This is a genomic window from Sphaerospermopsis sp. LEGE 08334 (assembly GCF_015207205.1).
In the GTDB taxonomy this organism is placed as follows: Bacteria; Cyanobacteriota; Cyanobacteriia; order Cyanobacteriales; family Nostocaceae; genus Sphaerospermopsis.
In genome coordinates this window covers 74940-92411 of sequence record NZ_JADEXH010000010.1, presented here as the reverse complement: position 1 = coordinate 92411, position 17472 = coordinate 74940, and the positions used below count along the sequence as shown (strand labels likewise).

The 17472-nt window shown below is 38.7% G+C and carries 17 protein-coding genes; 7 read left to right on the top strand and 10 right to left on the bottom strand.

Annotated elements, in window-relative coordinates; all coding sequences use genetic code 11:
- Positions 1-137: 137 nt before the first annotated feature.
- Positions 138-1325, bottom strand: a complete 1188-nt coding sequence (locus IQ237_RS07745; protein WP_194053844.1) for a glycosyltransferase family 4 protein — start codon at positions 1323-1325, stop codon at positions 138-140.
- Between the two features lie 439 nt (positions 1326-1764).
- Positions 1765-3576, bottom strand: a complete 1812-nt coding sequence (gene lepA / locus IQ237_RS07740; RefSeq protein ID WP_194053843.1) for a translation elongation factor 4 — start codon at positions 3574-3576, stop codon at positions 1765-1767.
- Positions 3577-3921: 345 nt separating this feature from the next.
- Here lepA and IQ237_RS07735 point away from each other — a divergent pair, with 345 nt between their 5' ends.
- The 3 genes from IQ237_RS07735 to IQ237_RS07725 all read left to right on the top strand — a co-directional run bounded on the left by IQ237_RS07735 (position 3922) and on the right by IQ237_RS07725 (position 6978).
- Positions 3922-4158 carry a hypothetical protein gene (locus tag IQ237_RS07735; protein WP_194053842.1) on the top strand — a complete coding sequence of 79 codons (237 nt, stop codon included), beginning with the start codon at positions 3922-3924 and terminating at the stop codon, positions 4156-4158.
- A 204-nt stretch (positions 4159-4362) separates the two neighbouring features.
- On the top strand, positions 4363-4593 hold the full coding sequence (locus IQ237_RS07730) for a NifU family protein (protein ID WP_194053840.1): 231 nt from the start codon (positions 4363-4365) through the stop codon (positions 4591-4593).
- A 171-nt stretch (positions 4594-4764) separates the two neighbouring features.
- Entirely contained in the window at positions 4765-6978 is a 2214-nt protein-coding gene (locus tag IQ237_RS07725; RefSeq protein WP_194053838.1) for a glycoside hydrolase, read from the top strand.
- Between the two features lie 154 nt (positions 6979-7132).
- Here IQ237_RS07725 and IQ237_RS07720 read toward each other — a convergent pair whose 3' ends face one another.
- From IQ237_RS07720 to IQ237_RS07695, 6 genes are all read right to left on the bottom strand, one after another.
- Positions 7133-7708, bottom strand: a complete 576-nt coding sequence (locus IQ237_RS07720) for a Uma2 family endonuclease (protein ID WP_194053836.1) — start codon at positions 7706-7708, stop codon at positions 7133-7135.
- A gap of 370 nt (positions 7709-8078) precedes the next feature.
- A complete protein-coding gene (locus IQ237_RS07715) occupies positions 8079-9599 on the bottom strand; it encodes an NAD(P)/FAD-dependent oxidoreductase (protein WP_194053834.1) in 1521 nt (506 codons plus the stop codon).
- A 146-nt stretch (positions 9600-9745) separates the two neighbouring features.
- Complete coding sequence (cobD, locus tag IQ237_RS07710) at positions 9746-10822, bottom strand: threonine-phosphate decarboxylase CobD (protein WP_194053832.1); 1077 nt, start codon at positions 10820-10822, stop codon at positions 9746-9748.
- 26 nt (positions 10823-10848) lie between these two features.
- On the bottom strand, positions 10849-11133 hold the full coding sequence (locus IQ237_RS07705; RefSeq protein ID WP_096572272.1) for an HU family DNA-binding protein: 285 nt from the start codon (positions 11131-11133) through the stop codon (positions 10849-10851).
- A 395-nt stretch (positions 11134-11528) separates the two neighbouring features.
- On the bottom strand, positions 11529-12029 hold the full coding sequence (locus IQ237_RS07700; RefSeq protein WP_194053830.1) for a GNAT family N-acetyltransferase: 501 nt from the start codon (positions 12027-12029) through the stop codon (positions 11529-11531).
- A gap of 2 nt (positions 12030-12031) precedes the next feature.
- Complete coding sequence (locus IQ237_RS07695) at positions 12032-12322, bottom strand: DUF1778 domain-containing protein (protein WP_222620581.1); 291 nt, start codon at positions 12320-12322, stop codon at positions 12032-12034.
- Between the two features lie 201 nt (positions 12323-12523).
- Between IQ237_RS07695 and IQ237_RS07690 the strand changes: the two genes are divergently transcribed.
- Positions 12524-12781 (top strand): DUF2281 domain-containing protein, encoded by a 258-nt coding sequence (locus tag IQ237_RS07690; protein ID WP_194053942.1) that lies wholly within the window; start codon positions 12524-12526, stop codon positions 12779-12781.
- A gap of 40 nt (positions 12782-12821) precedes the next feature.
- Positions 12822-13109 carry a type II toxin-antitoxin system VapC family toxin gene (locus IQ237_RS07685; protein ID WP_194053950.1) on the top strand — a complete coding sequence of 96 codons (288 nt, stop codon included), beginning with the start codon at positions 12822-12824 and terminating at the stop codon, positions 13107-13109.
- On the opposite strand, the gene tnpA is transcribed toward IQ237_RS07685, so the two are convergent.
- Positions 13022-13441 carry an IS200/IS605 family transposase gene (gene tnpA, locus IQ237_RS07680; protein WP_194053828.1) on the bottom strand — a complete coding sequence of 140 codons (420 nt, stop codon included), beginning with the start codon at positions 13439-13441 and terminating at the stop codon, positions 13022-13024. The two genes, IQ237_RS07685 and tnpA, sit on opposite strands and share 88 nt — an antisense overlap.
- A 76-nt stretch (positions 13442-13517) precedes the next feature.
- Here tnpA and IQ237_RS07675 point away from each other — a divergent pair, with 76 nt between their 5' ends.
- Positions 13518-14693 carry an RNA-guided endonuclease TnpB family protein gene (locus IQ237_RS07675; protein WP_194053940.1) on the top strand — a complete coding sequence of 392 codons (1176 nt, stop codon included), beginning with the start codon at positions 13518-13520 and terminating at the stop codon, positions 14691-14693.
- Between the two features lie 48 nt (positions 14694-14741).
- Positions 14742-15035 (top strand): XisI protein, encoded by a 294-nt coding sequence (locus tag IQ237_RS07670; RefSeq protein ID WP_194053826.1) that lies wholly within the window; start codon positions 14742-14744, stop codon positions 15033-15035.
- Between the two features lie 110 nt (positions 15036-15145).
- Here the strand turns inward: IQ237_RS07670 and IQ237_RS07665 are convergent, their stop codons facing one another.
- Complete coding sequence (locus IQ237_RS07665) at positions 15146-17371, bottom strand: type IV pilus secretin family protein (RefSeq protein ID WP_194053824.1); 2226 nt, start codon at positions 17369-17371, stop codon at positions 15146-15148.
- Between the last annotated feature and the right edge of the window lie 101 nt (positions 17372-17472).

Genomic DNA, 17472 nt, shown 5'->3' with positions numbered 1-17472 from the left:
CATTTCTAACTCTCGCACTCCCAAGGGGTAAATTCCCAGCGTACAACCTTTGTACTGTTTTTTCACGCCAAAAAACGCAGAGTAATTAATATTATCTCCACTACCCTGCGAAAACCTCAGTTTTACTTTGTATTTAATTACCAATCAACTTGCGATCGCTCTTTCACCACTTTCTCATATACAGCTTCCGTTTCTTTTGCTAATTGTGTCCAGCGAAATCTTCGTTCTAAATCTTCATAAGCGTTATCTATCAACCATTGTCGATAACCTGGATTTTTCAAAACTTCTAAAATTCCCCATGCTAAAGAATCTGGATTATTTACTTTAGTTACAATTCCAGTTTTCGTATGTTGTACTACTTCAGGAAAACCACCCGTATCTGAAACCACAACCGGAACTCTAGAAGCAAAACTTTCTAAAGCTACAATACCAAAAGGTTCATAAAGACTAGGAAAAACTGCACAGTCAGCTAAGGTTTGAAATTTATCCAAGTAGTCATCAGAAAGAAAACCAGTAAAATAGCATTTATCCCAAATTCCTAAATCCCAAGCTTGCCTTTTTAAATGGTCAGTATTACCACCACCAACTATCACAAATTTAACGTAACCGCCCATTTCCCACAGCACCTTGGGAGCAGCATTCAGTAATACAGGTATACCTTTTTCATAAGTCATCCTGCCCAAGTAATAAACAATTTTTTCATGATCTGCGGCAAATTGACGACGAAAATCTTGAGCATGAAAATCTCGGTGATGCTGCTTTTTTTCAGGACGAATCCCATTAAAAATCACGTCGATTTTATCACCATGACTATTTAATGCTCTGACTACTTCTCCTCTCATATATTCAGTACAAACAATGATGCGCCAAGCGTTATAAGCCAACGAATTTTCTTTATTACAAATGTAGCTTTGGATATCATTATGAATCCCGTTACATCGTCCATATTCTGTGGCGTGAATGGTAGCAATGAGAGGAACTTTAAAGGTATGCTTGAGAGCGATCGCTGCATCTCCAACTAACCAATCATGGGCATGAATAATATCAAATGGTCCTTCCTCTAACATCAATTTACCACCGTGATGTCCCATACTCTCATTTAAATTTACTACCCAGTGAAAAAAATCATGACTATGGGCTACTGGTACTCGATGTACATAAATACCCTCAACTACTTCATACAGTGATGCTTGTTTTACTTCTGGCGTAATCAGGTGAATCTCATGCCCTAACTTGACCAATTCCGGGTATAATTCTGCTACATGACGGGCAATTCCTCCCACTAACCTTGGTGGAAATTCCCAACTTAGTACCAGTATCTTCATTGATTCTACTCCCCGAACATTTACAAAAATTTAAAAAACTAAAAAAAACTACATTTATGTCAAAATACAAAGTGTGACAATAGCTGCGACTATTACCAGTGCAAGGAAGCAGAAAGTTTTACCAGCTTTTTAAACTTTTTTTAACTAGATACTTATTTTCGCCATCCTAGACCAGTAAAATTTTTCGTTTTTTTTAATAAATAGTTTTTTGATAAAGCTTATCACATAAATTTGCGATTTATAAATACAAAAAAAACCCGATTTCATCAGAAAACCAGGTTGATAAAGCTTTTAAATTTGAAATAATCTCTAGGTGAGAGGGAACAGGGAACAGGGAACAGGGAACAGGGAACAGGGAACAGGGAACAGGGAACAGGGAGTAGGTAAAGAGATTTCTCCCCATCTCCCCATCTCTGCTGTCACCTGTCACCTCATAACATTAACTTTGGTCTAACTTCAACACCGCCATAAACGCTTCCTGGGGTACATCCACCGTACCCACAGCTTTCATCCGTTTTTTACCCTTGGCTTGTTTCTGCAAAAGTTTCTTCTTCCGGCTGATGTCACCACCGTAGCACTTAGCTAAAACGTCTTTCCGCATAGCCGGGATATGTTCACTGGCAATAACTTTACTACCAATAGCTGCCTGAATGGGAACTTTAAATTGATGACGTGGTATAAGTTCTTTGAGCTTTTCAGCCATTGCTCTGCCAACATTGTAGGCTTTATCTCTATGCACAATCATCGCTAAAGAATCTACCGGATCACCATTAATCATGATATCCAACTTCACCAAATGATTCTCACGGTAGCCAATCATATGATATTCCATACTGGCATAACCACGCGATCGCGATTTCATTTGGTCAAAAAAGTCTGTCACAACTTCTGCCAAAGGTAACTCATAAGTCAGTGTAGTCCGTCCTTGGGTGAGATATTTCATATCTTTGAAAATACCCCGACGGTTTTGTGATAACTCCATTAAAGTACCAACATAAGTTTCGGGAGTAATCATTTCTACCTGTACATAAGGTTCTTCAATTCTTTCCCGGTCATTAGGTGTAGGTAAATGGCTAGGATTATCAATATACAGTTCCTCACCCTTGATCGTTATCACCTTATAAACCACAGATGGGGCTGTAATAATTAAATCCAGGTTATACTCTCGCTCTAACCGTTCTTGGACAATTTCCATGTGTAGCAAACCCAAGAACCCACAACGGAAACCAAACCCCATTGCGCTAGAAGTTTCCGGTTCATATTGCAAAGCTGCATCATTCAATCTCAGTTTTTCCAAAGCTTCCCGCAAATCTTCAAATTGATCTGCATCTATGGGAAACATCCCACAAAATACCATTGGGTTAGCTTCAGTGTAACCGGGTAAAGGTTCTGTGGCTTTAGCCTTAGACAAGGTGATAGTGTCACCTACCCGTGCATCAGCCACAGCTTTAATAGAGGCGGCTAAATAACCTACTTCTCCTGCATGGAGTTCTTCAACTTGTTTTTGGGTGGGAGAAAGGACACCTAACTCATCAATTTCATATTCCTTACCCGATGCCATCAAATAGATGCGATCGCCCTTTTTCACCGTCCCATCCATCACCCGGAAATAAACAATTACACCCCGGTAGCTATCGTAGTAACTATCAAAAATCAGCGCCCTTAAAGGCTCATCAACCGTATTAGCTGCTGGGGGTACACGCTCCACAATCGCCTCTAAAATCTCAGGAATACCGATTCCCTCCTTAGCAGAAGCTAAAATTGCCCCACTGCAATCTAAACCAATAATTTCTTCAATTTCACTAACTACTCTATCTGGTTCTGCTCCTGGTAAATCAATTTTATTTAAAACCGGGATAATTTCTAAATTATGCTCCAGTGCTAAATACACATTTGCTAAAGTTTGCGCTTCTACCCCTTGGGAGGCATCCACAACCAATAAAGCACCCTCACAAGCAGCCAGAGAACGGGAAACCTCATAGGAAAAGTCAACGTGACCAGGAGTATCAATTAAGTTTAAAACGTACTGCTGACCATCCTTAGCTGTGTAATTCATCCGGGCAGCTTGCAGCTTAATTGTAATGCCGCGCTCCCGTTCCAGATCCATGTTATCGAGGAACTGCTCCTTCATTTGTCTGTCTTCTACAGTGCCAGTTGCTTGGAGTAAGCGATCGGCTAAAGTAGATTTACCGTGATCAATATGAGCAATAATACAGAAATTGCGAATGCGAACTGCGGGAACGTCAGTCATATACCATCTTTGCTTTAGCAGCAATCAAAAGTTAAATCTATTTACTTAATGTATTTTAAGGCTTTATTGGGTAAAGGGAACAGGAGTCAGGAGTTCTAGGAGTCAGGAGTTCAGGAGTTCAGGAGGTAGGAGTTTTTTATTTTGGATTTTGGATGTAAGGATTTTGGATTGTTTTTGTTAACTCCAATCACCAGTCCCCAATCACCAATCACCAATCACCAATCACCAATCACCAGTCCCCAGACAGGTGAATTATTTTTCAGGATATGATGACACTGTATATTAAAACTGACACTGACAAACTGGCCATCTGAGTTTGGTAATTTTTTGGGAAAGTATAAACCTATGAATATGCAAGATAAACCTAACGACGCGGAAAATATACACGCTGCTAAGGTAGAAATAGCGGTACGCCTAGACTCTGAATTAATAGCTCAAATTCACCATCTTACCAATGATCCCAGTAAGGTGATAGAAGTCGCCATCCGCCAATGGTTACGCGGCGACATACCTAGAGATGATGAACTAACTCGCACACCAATACGCACACCTATCCCCCCTAGAGGAGAATGGAATGATTGAAATTTGGGGACTGGGGATAAAATTTTGGATTTTGGATTTTGGATTTTGGATTGTATTTCATGAATCCAATCTAAAATCTAAAATTCTCCTGACTCCTTGAACTCCTGACTCCTGACTCTTGACTCCTGTTATATTTTGGGAAATGGGTGGATAATCTTCAAATCCCATTTTCAAAGCCGTCCTTAACTGAACAGGTCTAAAACTATGGAATTGACACTTGAAAACGTTGAAACTGTATTAGATGAAATGCGCCCTTATCTGATGTCTGATGGGGGTAATGTGGAACTGGTAGAACTCGATGGACCTATTGTGAAACTACGGTTACAAGGTGCTTGCGGTTCTTGTCCCAGTTCACAAATGACTTTGAGAATGGGTATTGAACGCCGTCTCAAGGAACTGATTCCAGAAATTGCAGAAATTGAACAAGTCCTCTAGGGATAGGTGATTGGTGATTGGTGATTGGTTATTGGTTATTGGGAAGTGGGTAATCAATTTTATGTTTCCCTATCAACTATCAACTATCAACTATCACCAATTACCCATTACCCATTACCATTATTGATAATTGAAAATTATTAGTAAATCCTGAAAAGCATATTATTGATCATGTCTCATCCCCTTTACGTCGCGTTTATTTGGCATCAACATCAACCGCTGTACAAGTCTCCTGTCAGTCAGCAGTATCGCTTACCTTGGGTGAGGTTACATGGTACTAAGGATTATTTAGATTTAATATTGTTGCTGGAAAAATACCCGAACTTACACCAAACGGTGAATTTAGTACCGTCGTTAATTTTACAGTTAGAAGATTATATTGCTGGCAATGCTTTTGACCCTTATTTAACTGCCAGTTTAACACCTGTTGAACAGTTAACCACAGAACAAAAAGAGTTTATAGTTCAACATTTTTTTGATGCTAACCATCATACTTTAATTGACCCACATCCCCGTTATGCCCAATTGTATTATCAAAGACAGGACAAGGGTCAAGGTTGGTGTTTAGCAAATTGGCAAGCTGTAGATTATAGTGTTTTATTAGCTTGGCATAATTTAGCGTGGATTGATCCTTTATTTTGGGATGATCCAGAAATTGCAGCTTGGTTAAAACAAGGACGTAATTTTACTTTAGGCGATCGCCAACGCATCTATTCTAAACAAAAACAAATCCTCAGTCGCATTATTCCCCAACACCGGAAAATGCAGGAAACTGGCCAGCTAGAAGTTACCACCACCCCCTACACTCACCCCATTTTACCCCTGTTAGCTGATACCAACTCTGGACGGGTGGCAGTGCCACAAATGACATTGCCTAACCAGCGTTTCCACTGGGCGGAAGATATTCCCCGCCATTTACAAAAAGCCTGGGATTTATATAAAGATAGGTTTGGACAAGTTCCCAGGGGTTTATGGCCTTCGGAACAATCTGTCAGTCCAGAAATTTTACCGTATATTATCAAACAAGGGTTTAAGTGGATTTGCTCAGATGAAGCGGTTTTAGGTTGGACATTGCAACATTTCTTTCATCGGGATGGGGCGGGAAATGTACAACAACCAGAATTATTATACCGTCCCTATCGTTTGCAAACTCCCGCAGGTGAGGTTTCCATTGTATTTCGGGATCATAGATTATCAGATTTAGTTGGTTTTACTTATGGTGCAATGCAGCCAAAACAAGCGGTCGCAGACTTAGTAGGACATTTACAGGCGATCGCTAGAAAACAAAGAGAAAACCCAACTTCACAACCTTGGTTAGTTACCATTGCTTTGGATGGGGAAAATTGCTGGGAATTTTATCCCCAAGACGGTAAAATTTTCCTAGAAACATTGTATGAAAACCTGAGTAATCAAGAAAATATCAAACTGGTTACTGTTTCCGAATTTCTAGAAAAATACCCCGCTACAGCAACTATAAATGGTGAAAAATTACATAGCGGTTCATGGGTAGATGGCAGTTTTACAACTTGGATCGGTGATCCTGTAAAAAACCGCGCTTGGGACTATTTAACCCATGCTAGAGAAACCTTAGCAAAACATCCCGAAGCAACCGAAGAAAATAACCCTGCTGCGTGGGAAGCATTATATGCTGCTGAAGGTTCTGATTGGTTTTGGTGGTTTGGAGAAGGACATTCATCAAATCAAGATGCCATATTTGATCAACTATTTAGAGAACATTTATATGGCATTTATAAAGCATTAAATGAACCCATACCAGCCTATTTAACCCAACCATTAGAAGTACACGAAGCCAAATTAGATCATCGTCCAGAAAGTTTTATTCATCCCATACTTGACGGTAAAGGAGATGAACAAGACTGGGATAAAGCCGGCAGAATAGAAGTAGGTGGTTCACGGGGAACAATGCACCAAAGTAGTTTAGTCCAGCGTATTTTTTACGGTGTTGATCACCTAAATTTCTATGTGCGAGTAGACTTTAAAAGCGGTGTCACACCAGGAAAAGAACTACCCAAAGAATTAAATTTATTGTGGTATTATCCCGATAGACCAATGATCAATAGTCCTGCACCTTTAGCAGAAGTTCCTGATCTTGCACCCGTTAATTATTTCTTTCACCATCACTTAGAAATTAACCTACTTTCCCAAACAATTAATTTTCGAGAAGCAGGAGAACATTATCAATGGTATCCCCGCGCAACTCGCGCCCAAGTGGCGTTAAATAATTGTTTAGAAATAGCAGTACCTTGGGCAGATTTGCAAGTTCCTCCTGACTATCCTGTAAGGTTGGTTTTGGTTTTAGCTGATGATGGTTGTTATCACAGTTATTTACCGGAAAATTCTTTGATTCCCATTGAAGTACCATAGAAAGGAGATCAAGGAGTAGGTTGGGTTGACAAAAGGAAACCCAACATCTTTTTTATCTCACGCAAAGACGCAAAGACGCAAAGGTAGATGAAGTTCCGTAGTGAGGACTTCAGTCCTCAAGTAAGGAATAAATTCCTGACTACGAACCTTGCGTTTAAAAAATAGGTGTTAAATCTAAAATAAAACCTGGTAAAACATCTTCTCCTGATAAACTTTGCGGATTTTCTAATATTTCTACTTCTTGATTTTGACGATATATTTCTACTTGTTGATCTTTGGGATTTAATAACCAACCTAAACGCAAACCATTATCAATATATTCGCGCATTTTGGCTTGGGTATCTGCTAAATCATCACTTTCGGAAACTAATTCTATTACAAAATCAGGAGATAAAGGTAAAAACTTTTTTCTTTGTTCTGGTGTGAGTGCATTCCATCTTTCTATTTTTATCCAAGAGACATCGGGGGAACGAGTACCACCAAGAGGTAATTTAAAACCGGTGGAAGAATCAAATGCTTTTCCTAATTTATTTTTTCTGTTCCAAAACCAAACTTGTCCGCTTAATTCTAAGTTTCTTTCTCCTGTTTCTCCTCCGGTTGGTGACATAACAATTAATTCCCCTTGATGTGATAATTCTAAGCGTATATCTTTGTTAGCTGCAACTATTTCTACAAATTCATCATCTGTGAATTTTAATGATTTTGGGATTTGTAAGGTTACAGAAGTCATGATTCTTACCTGTTGAATATTAGATATTATATCTCAGTAGGTTGGCTTGACGAAAGGAAACCCAACAATCAGATCATCTGCATTTACAGCAGTTTCGAGGTAAATGAGGTACAAGGTTAACAGGCAAGATGCCTGTTCCACAAGGGTTTTATGATTTGAGTTTATACCTCACTGGTATGAAATATGCTGTATCTGTTTGCTTCTGGGTTTAATTTTTGTATAAAACAATTATCAATTATCAATTATCAATTGATAAAATCATCCGCGTTTATTTGCGTTTATCTGCGTTTGCAAAATGGGTATTAAATCTCAAATAAAACCTTTTGAAAGGGAATTTTGAATTTTCTATTGTTGAATATTTTGTTGAATATTATAAATTCCAATCTCTGCGAAAATGCAAGAAACTTTGCAAAAACTCTTGCAAAATATGGTTCTTATTTAACTTTTGTTTATTCCATTCTCTTGCGGTTTGTTGTAATATTTCTGAAAAGCTAGGATAAACAACAGCTAAATTTTCTAAGTTCTCAATTTTCAGATTTTTTGACATTGCTAAAGCTACTAAGTTTATTAATTCTTCCGCTTCTGCACCAAATATAGAACATCCTAATATTTGACCATTTTCTAAAACAATTAGTTTACAAATACCTGTAATTTCATTTTTAATTTGTGCTGCTGTTAAGGTTTTGAAATAGTTTTTAAAAACTAAAACTTTATTTTTACCATATCTTCTTTTGGCTTGTAATTCTGTTAACCCTATTTGCGCTACCATTGGTTGAGAAGATATTATCCAAGGAATACAACGATAATTAACTTCAAGTCTGGGAAAAAATAGAGCATTTTTCACAGCAATTTTAGCTTCATAATTGGCAATGTTGGCAATATCATAACCACCCAGAATATCACCACAAGCGTAAATGCGATGATTTGTAGTTTGGAGTTTTTTGTTCACAACTAAACGCCTTGGATGCCATTTGACTCCTGCTGCTGCTAAATTTAAATTTTCTATGTTTGGTTGTTGTCCGGTTGCAATTAAAATTTCATCAGTTTCAATGGCTTGATCTCCAGCTTGCACCCATTTTTTATCTTCAATTTTTCGTATTTGGGTGACTCTTGTTTGGTTAAAAATACGCACACCATCAGCTTCTAATTGTGCTATCAATAATTGTCTTATTTCTGGTTCAAGATAGGAAAAAACACTGGAGTGATTTAATATTAAATTGATGTTGCAACCCCAATTAGCTAAAGTTTGGGCAATTTCAATACTTTGGGGTAAACCACCAATAATTACCCAATTTTTTGGAGGGTTTGGTGTTTCTAAATATTGCCAAATATTCGCTAAGGTGAGATAACCTATAGTGTTTAAACCTTCAATATCGGGAATTTTTGGATGTGAACCGCAAGCGAGTAAATAGGTACGGGCGCTTAAAATTCTGTCATTCACTGGAAAACTCAGCTTGGGAGAAGTTTGAAATTTCCCATTACCAATAATTACATCAACACCTTGGGCAGACAAATTAGCAAGAGAATTAATTTGGTTTATATGTGCTGCAATACTTTGATGATACAACATCGCTTGCTGGTAAGAATAGCTGCAAGTCGGTTGCAAGATGGAAATTTGCGATTTTTCTGATACTCCAGTATTGCTAATTGGTTTGTTCAGGTGAAAATCTGATTTGATGTTTTTACTCTCGGTAATAATGCCAAGAGTTGCCATATCAACGCACTGCTGAGAGATTTTACTTAGTTCGCTGAGTGGGTAATGATAATTTAATTCATAGTGGACTTGAGGCTGTACCAAGGCAACTTTCGCTTGTAGTTGGGTTGCAGTTAAGGCAGCTTGGTATCCGGTAATACTACCACCAATAATTACAATATCGTAGTCAATTTTCATTAGTCATAGGGAACAGGGAACAGGGAACGGGGAACAGGGAATTGGGAATTGGGAATTGGGAATTGGGAATTGGGAATTGGGAATTGGGAATTGGGAATTGGGAATTGGGAATAAATAATTATCTATTCACTGTCACCTGTCCCCAGTCACCTGATAACTGATTTAAGGGCTGTTAATAAGCGTTGGTTATCAGATTGGAAACGGACAGCGACACGGAAAAAGCGATCGCCCAACTCTTTAAAACTCCGACAGTCACGAATTAAAATTTGGTGCTGTCGCAGTAATTTTTCTTGTAACTCAGAGGTGGAATATTGAGACTCTACCAAGAGGTAGTTAACAGTGCCTTCTAGGGGTGTTAATCCGTTAATTGCCGATAAACCCTGAAAAAGTTGATTTCGTGCCTGTGGCAGCCATTTCCAGGTCTGTTGTTGAAAGTCTGTATCTTGGAGTGCAGCGATCGCAGCAGCAGCAGCTAGGGTATTCACAGGCCAGGGATCTCGCCATGATTGCCATTTTTTCAGCAAGTCCGGGTGAGCGATCGCATATCCTAACCTTAACCCAGGTAGACTGTAAAACTTGGTGAGCGATCGCAATATTACCAAATTCTCATATTCCTGTACCCATCCAATCAAACTTTGTTCCTGATCAGGAGGCAGAAAATCCATAAACGCCTCATCCACCACCACCAAAGCAAAATCTTTCAAGTAGGGCAAAATCTCATCCCGTAAAAATAGCTTACCCGTTGGGTTGTGGGGATTATTTAGCAATAAACCACAATTTTTAGACGGGGTATCTGAGGAAAATGCGGAATAAATCTTTCCCAGTCCCCAATCCCCAGTCCCCAAAATAGGAAACTCTAGCACTTTAGCATTATCAGCCGCTAGGGTGCGGTAATAATCGCCAAAGGCTGGAGTTATTAATATTGTAGCCGCTAATTGTCCTAATTCCCTACCTAACAAAGTCAGTAATTCTGCCGAACCATTGCCTGGCAAAATCCACTCCGGTGGTAGTTGATGGAAATGACCCAGAGCGTGTTTGAGTTCGCTGTAATCTGGGTCTGGGTAGTGTCTTAGATTACCAAATTGGGAGGCGATCGCAGCAATAACGCTGTCTGGTGGTCCCAACGGGCTGATGCTGGCAGAAAAATCGACAATAGCATCCGGGGAACAGCCGGCTAACGCCGCTGCCCAAGCTAAATTTCCCCCGTGTGCCTGTTGTCGCATCAAAAATAGACTTCCTAGAACAGAACCTACTCTTTTGGGGGTGCTACTCTTTCTCTAAAGAGCTTCCCAGCAGAGAAAGCAGGAACTTTGGTAGCTGGGATTTCCATTTTTTCATTGGTTTTGGGGTTGCGGCCTTCGCGGGCTTTGCGTTCCCGTGATTCAAAAGAACCAAATCCTACCAGGGTGACTTTATCGCCAGAAGCCACAGCCTCAATAATTGTCTCAATAGCAGCAGTTAACACCGCATCCGCTTGTTTCTTTGTCACACTGGCTTTTTCTGCCACTGCATCAACTAATTCGCCTTTGTTCATATCAAACTCCTTGAGGTTTACTTGAGATTTAGTCAAGATGTACTTTGTCGGATCTTTACGGAAATCTCTGTTGGCCGCATTACAAAAATCGTCCTTTAAGAGTATTTACACTCAAAACCCCTGTAAATCAGATTGGCTCGACTTTTCAATGAATCATTCTAAGGTGTTGTAGCCAGAAGTGCATAGGTGAAAGCATTAATTTATATAGATTTCAGAATTTATTGTGTTTTTTGCTGCATAGTTGCCCTGGAAACACCGAATTTTTAGGAATAAATGCTTACTGGGGATTGGTGATTGGTGATTGGTGATTGGTGATTGGGTAAAGATCAGGTCAATGAACCACAAAACAAAGTTTAAAAGCCTTGTAAAGACGTTGCAAAAAACGTTTATACTTCTTAAAGGTTCGCAACAATATCTTTTAAAGGCAATATTAATGTTAAAGGTTCTATCAGTGAGGGCTTAAACTTATGTTTTAGATAAAATTGTTTAGCTTCTTCATCTTTCGCATGAACTAAAATACATCGTATTCCGACAATTTTGGATGCTTGTAAAACCCGAAAAATTGCATCTCTTAATAAACCAGATCCTATACCTTGACCTTCCCATTGTTCATCAACAGCTAACCTACCAATGATCATACAAGGCACTGGATCTGGTGCATTTTGCTTGACCTTTCTCATAGCCACTGAGTGATATACACCAGAAGTTGCCAAACAGTAATAACCGATTACTTTGTTTTCACAAATTACAACATAAGTTCTAGCAGTATCACCCTCATTTTTAAATGCTTTTTCCCTTAACCAATTATTTAAAGTTTCTAACCTTGATTTGAATTGTAATATATCATGGCTAGAATTAATTGGTTGAGGAGCTTCTATAATTTTCCTCTGCACCATTCTTAATCCCAAGGTGATTTAGCAGCTAAAAACTTACGTAGTTCCTCATCTGCTTGAGGTGGTGCATCTAAAATATCAATAAATTCTTGATATTTTTTTTCATCTAAAGCAAAAAAAGTTTGATCACAAATTACTTTTTCTGCTTCTCTACAAGCGACATCTAACATGAAATCAGAACGAGTTTTACCAAGAATTGATGCAGCATAATCAATTAAATTACGCTGTTTTTCTTGAACTCTAATATTAATCACCTGATTGCGTCCAGGATTATCCATTTCAAAGGAAGCTACCATTTTAGTTTCCTGAATTTTAATAACTCCATTACTCCTACTATAAATAATCGTGTACACAATGTCAATACATTGTTATTAGGACTTACGCAAGATTAGACTAAAAACCTGATTCTTGCGTAGGATTTGTTAAAGTTTAATCTTCCCAACGCTGCTGCTCACATATCTTCTGCTATATTTACTTATAAAAGCATAGAATACTAAATTATGACTAAAGAATTATTAGTGCAAGAAATCGAGTCCTTACCACCAGAATTGTTAACTGAGGCATTAGATTTTATTCGCTTTATAAAAGCCAGTCATTCACAAAGGCAGTTGAACAAGGAAACCAATTTAAGCGCAGACACATTGAAGGGTTCAACAGCCGAAGATTTACTTGAGTTTGCAGGTTCTTGGTCAGGAGACGATCTTCGAGAATGTCTGCAACTTGTCCATGATAACCGTATGCCGTTGCAAATATAAGTATATTCAAATAAATATATTCAAATAAATATATTCAAATATGTATTTGCTCGATACCAATCACTGTTCTTTCTTAATTGAAGGTGAACCAAAAGTTGTTAATCACTTCCGGCAAATAGGTAAAGCTATCATCGCTACCAACGCTGTAGTTGTGGGTGAACTAAGATTCATGGCGCAAAACTCTCAGCAGAAAACAGCCAATCTTTTGAAAATTCAGGCTTTTCTGCAAAGGATAGATGTTTATAAGAAAATCAAGCGAGCCAAAACCACGCCCGATAAAGTATCGGAGCTTGACATAGTTACCCCGCCACAACTAGCAACAAAATAAGACCCGTTCCAAAAAATATCTTTCCAGTAAATTTTGGCTAAATGTTCTGAAAATTCTTGGCGTAATTTCCTAGAAGAAACTGATTTAAGATTATTTATCAATTTGCTTAATTCTAAGTCCGGGTGGTATTGGAACAAGCAATGGATATAATCTTCTTCTCCGTTAAACTCCACAAGTTTGCAATCCCATTTAACTAATAGTTCTTCTAATATGACGTGCAGTCGCTGTAACATCTCTCCAGTAAAGGCTTTACGTCTATATTTTGTCGTTAAAACTAGATGTACTTTTAAATCACTGACCGACCTTCCCTTCGATACAAAATCATTTTTCATAAGCCTCTTGCCATATCTCTCATAATTGGTGTATACTAAAATAGTGACACCAAAGTCAGAAAAAGGCAATAATCAGGTGCGGATATCCTATCAATACAAAATTAAACCTACAAAAGAACAAGCAGAAAAGATTGATGAAACGCTAGAAATGTTGCGATATCAATACAATTATTTGCTGGCTCAACGGTTTAATTGGTATCAACATAACCGTTCTCCAATTGATAGATGTTCCCTTGTTATTTGCCATTTACCAGAACTCAAGGATAAACCGGATTATTACACCCAAAAAGCATCATTAACTCAACTTAAAAAAGACCGTCCTTGGTACAAAAAGATTTATTCTCAAGTGCTACAAGAAGTCCCTAAAAAAGTCGAGATAGCTTTTGCTCGATGGTTAAAAGGCGATGTTAATGGTAAAAAGTCGGGTAGACCTAGATTTAAAGGTGTGGGGCAATATAAAACATTTACGTTTCCTCAATTCCAGCGACATCATTTTAATGGCAACAAGATTACGCTATCAAAAATAGGTGATATTCAAGTAATTGTTCATCGTCCAATACCCGATGGTTTTGATATTAAAACTGTGTCTGTCACTAAAAAAGCAGACGGGTATTATGTAACTCTAAGCCTTGACGACAAAACAGTTCCAACTATTAAACCTGATTTTAATGCTAATAATATTGTTGGTATTGATGTCGGATTAATTGATTTTATTGTCACCTCAGAAGATGAAAGAATTGCCGCCCCTAAGTTTTTACGTAAAGCTGAACGCAAATTAAAATCTGCACAGCGTCGAGTGTCTCGCAGAAAAAAGGGATCTAACCGCCGTAAAAAAGCAATTAAAAAACTAGGGATTCAACACAAGAAAGTATCAGATACCCGCAAAGATTTTCACTTTAAAACAGCAAATACTCTACTCAAAAAATATGATGTTATTGCTGTTGAAAAGCTGAATATAAAAGGACTCGCTAGAACATGGCTGGCAAAAAGTATCAATGATGTTGGTTGGGGACAATTCATTTCTATTCTTTCAAGCAAAGCCGAAAATGCTGGTTTAAAGGTAATAGCTGTGAACTCAAACGGTACAAGTCAAGAATGTTCTAGTTGTGGCCACAAAGTTAAAAAGCCATTATCCCAAAGAATGCACAATTGCCCTGTCTGTCATGCGAGTTTGTGCAGGGATCTAAATGCCGCTATAAATATCAAGAACCGTGGGACACACGGTCTTAAAGCTCAGTCAATGTCTTCATAGAAGAGTCGCTGAGAAGCCCACACTCATCCGAAGGGGAGTGTGTGGAGTATGTCACAAAAAGCTCAAAGACGATTTACACCGGAAGAAATCGAAGCACAAGCGGTTATAGATACCCAAAACGACCACTATCTTCTCTTACATACTGGTTGGCGTGGGAATAATCGCACTCATGGTTGTAGTATCCATATTGACATTAAAAACGGCAAAATTTGGATACAACATGATGGAACTGAAGTCGGAATTGCTACACTTCTACTCGAAAAAGGCGTACCAAAAGACGATATAGTATTAGCTTTTCATTCTCCTGATATGCGCGAATTTACAGAATTTGCTACCCATTAGACATCGCCGAAAATTACATAAGCGTAACCTGAAACTTTTGGTAGGGATAATTCATGAATTGCCCCTACATCTTTTTCACCAGAGGTCTAATGATTCAGGATCTGCACAGTCTACCTGCTACCAGGAACTCTCAACCCCCGACGCTCAAGCATCTCCCGCACCTGTGGACTAGGATTGTAGTTATAACCATAGCTAGAACGCTCTGAGTCATCCATAATTTGAGGTGTGACTAACACAATTACCTCTCTACGTTCATTCTGTCTATTGGTCTTTCTAAATAGCGCACCAATTAGAGGAATATCACCTAAGATTGGTAATTTGGTTACAGTTGCACGATCTTGATCTTGAATAATACCAGAAAGAATCAGCGTTTGACCATCTCGCAGACGAATTGTACCAGAAGTAACGGCGCGAGTAGAAACTAAAATGATTTGTCCATTACCTGTATCTACTGTACCAGCAGGAGATTTAACCTGGGGAGCAACTTGTAGAGAAACAAAACCATTATCGTCAATTCTATCCACTACAACAGCAAGCTTAAGCCCTACAGGTTCTTTTGATATCTTTCTCTCTTCCCTAGAGCCTCCAGGAGTGTCAGTTATAGTTCTTGTTATATCTCCTATAACGTCCTGTGTTAGTTGTACGTCAGCAGTTTGGCCTTCTTGAACAATGAGGGTCGGATCAGTCAAAATTTTAGCATTGCCACTTTGTACTTGAGCTTGCAAACTAGCAAGCAAGCGTTTAGGGAATCGAAAACTGTTAGCAGTACCAGGTGGATTTGTAGCTATAGGTGTTTCAGTTAAACTGCTTGATACTTCACTTCCTGTCGCTGGTCGAGAACCACCAAAATTGAAAGTTGCAGCACCACCATCACTGGTAAAATAGTTATTACCAAGACCAAAAGAAAAACTAGAATTGGACTCTTGAATACCCAAAAGGTTAACATCAATAATCTTGACGTTAATTACCACTTGACGACGGCGTATATCAAGCGGAACAACTTGAGACGTAGCCATTTCAACTAATTTAGGAGTCCCAATCAAGGTAATAGTATTAGTTCTTTCGTCCCCTGATACTTGTAAACCTCTAAGTAAAGGAACTGAGTCAGTAAATTTAATCCGTTGAGCTACAAGAGTAGTGTCTTCAGCTGTCTGTGATTTCCTTCCTTCTTCTTTCCCAATTACGTCTGTCGTGACCCTAGTTGTTTTAGCTTCAGCATTAACAGCACTTTCTGCACCCAAATTCACTAAAACTCTTAAAACCTCTTTTACCTTTGCTTGGTTCAGTCTTAAGTTACGCATGACAATATCACGAGTAGTATTAGGCAATTTAGTTCCCACAAAAATAGTGCGTCCACTGCGATTCGCCTCTAAACCACTTAGACGTAAGACATAATTAAATACATCTTGCACTGATTCATTCTCTATATCTATGGATATTTTTTCGTATGTAATTGGTTTGTCAGTATCACCAACGTTTTCAGTTGAAGTTGATGTACTAGATGCTTGGTCATCCCCTCCTTTCCCAACATAAGCCAAATTCAGCCCCGCAGCACGAGCCAAAAGTGATAAAACTTCCCTCACAGGTGCATCTCGCAACACCAAACGCGGTACTCGTTCCTGTGTTCCTAAATCAATACTTGTAGGAGATGTATCAATGTTAGATTGAGTAATATCACCTACTGGTGGGGCAACTGCTCTAGGTAAAAAAGGAGGCGCTAGGTTATAAGGTTGATTTGGTCCTGCTGGTTGTGCTTTTTTACCATCAATTGTTATTTCTGGGTTAGGTACTAACACATCAGGCTGTTTACTAAACTCTACAGCATCACCAGGGGGAGTTGGAGGTGCTGATGCTGTGGTATTTGTATTCGGTGTGGTTGGGGTTGTGTTTGTTGTGTTTGGTGCTGTGGGTGCTGCTGCTGTTGTTTCTCCTGTGGTAGTAAAACCAAGAGTTAGATTGTTATTTTCACGGATTACAGGTTTACCAGCAGGAGCGTTATCCATACCCATGACAGTAACACGCACACTATTGGCATCTAACTGATTAACTTCAACAGATGCTATTCCCGGTGCTGGGTTTTCTTGACGGAAACTCTTACCTTGGGGTAAACGCAATTGAGTATTAATAATATCTGCAACTAAGGCTTTATCTCTTTTTGTCGTGAAAATCTGGGGTTTATTTCCAGAAGATGTCTTTAAAATTACACTAATTCCCCCATCAACGGGATTTAGTTTCACTTCTGTAATTTGAGTTGTCTGTGCCAAAACGGGCTGTGCTGCTAAAAGTACACAAGCTGCCGCACTAGAAATTAAAACATTACTATGAACCTGTTTCACAGTTCATTCCTCACATTTAATAAAAACCAGTCTGTATATCTACTTATTAAGCCAAAATCTAATAGTCATCCATTGTACATGGAATTTGCATTTGAGTTACA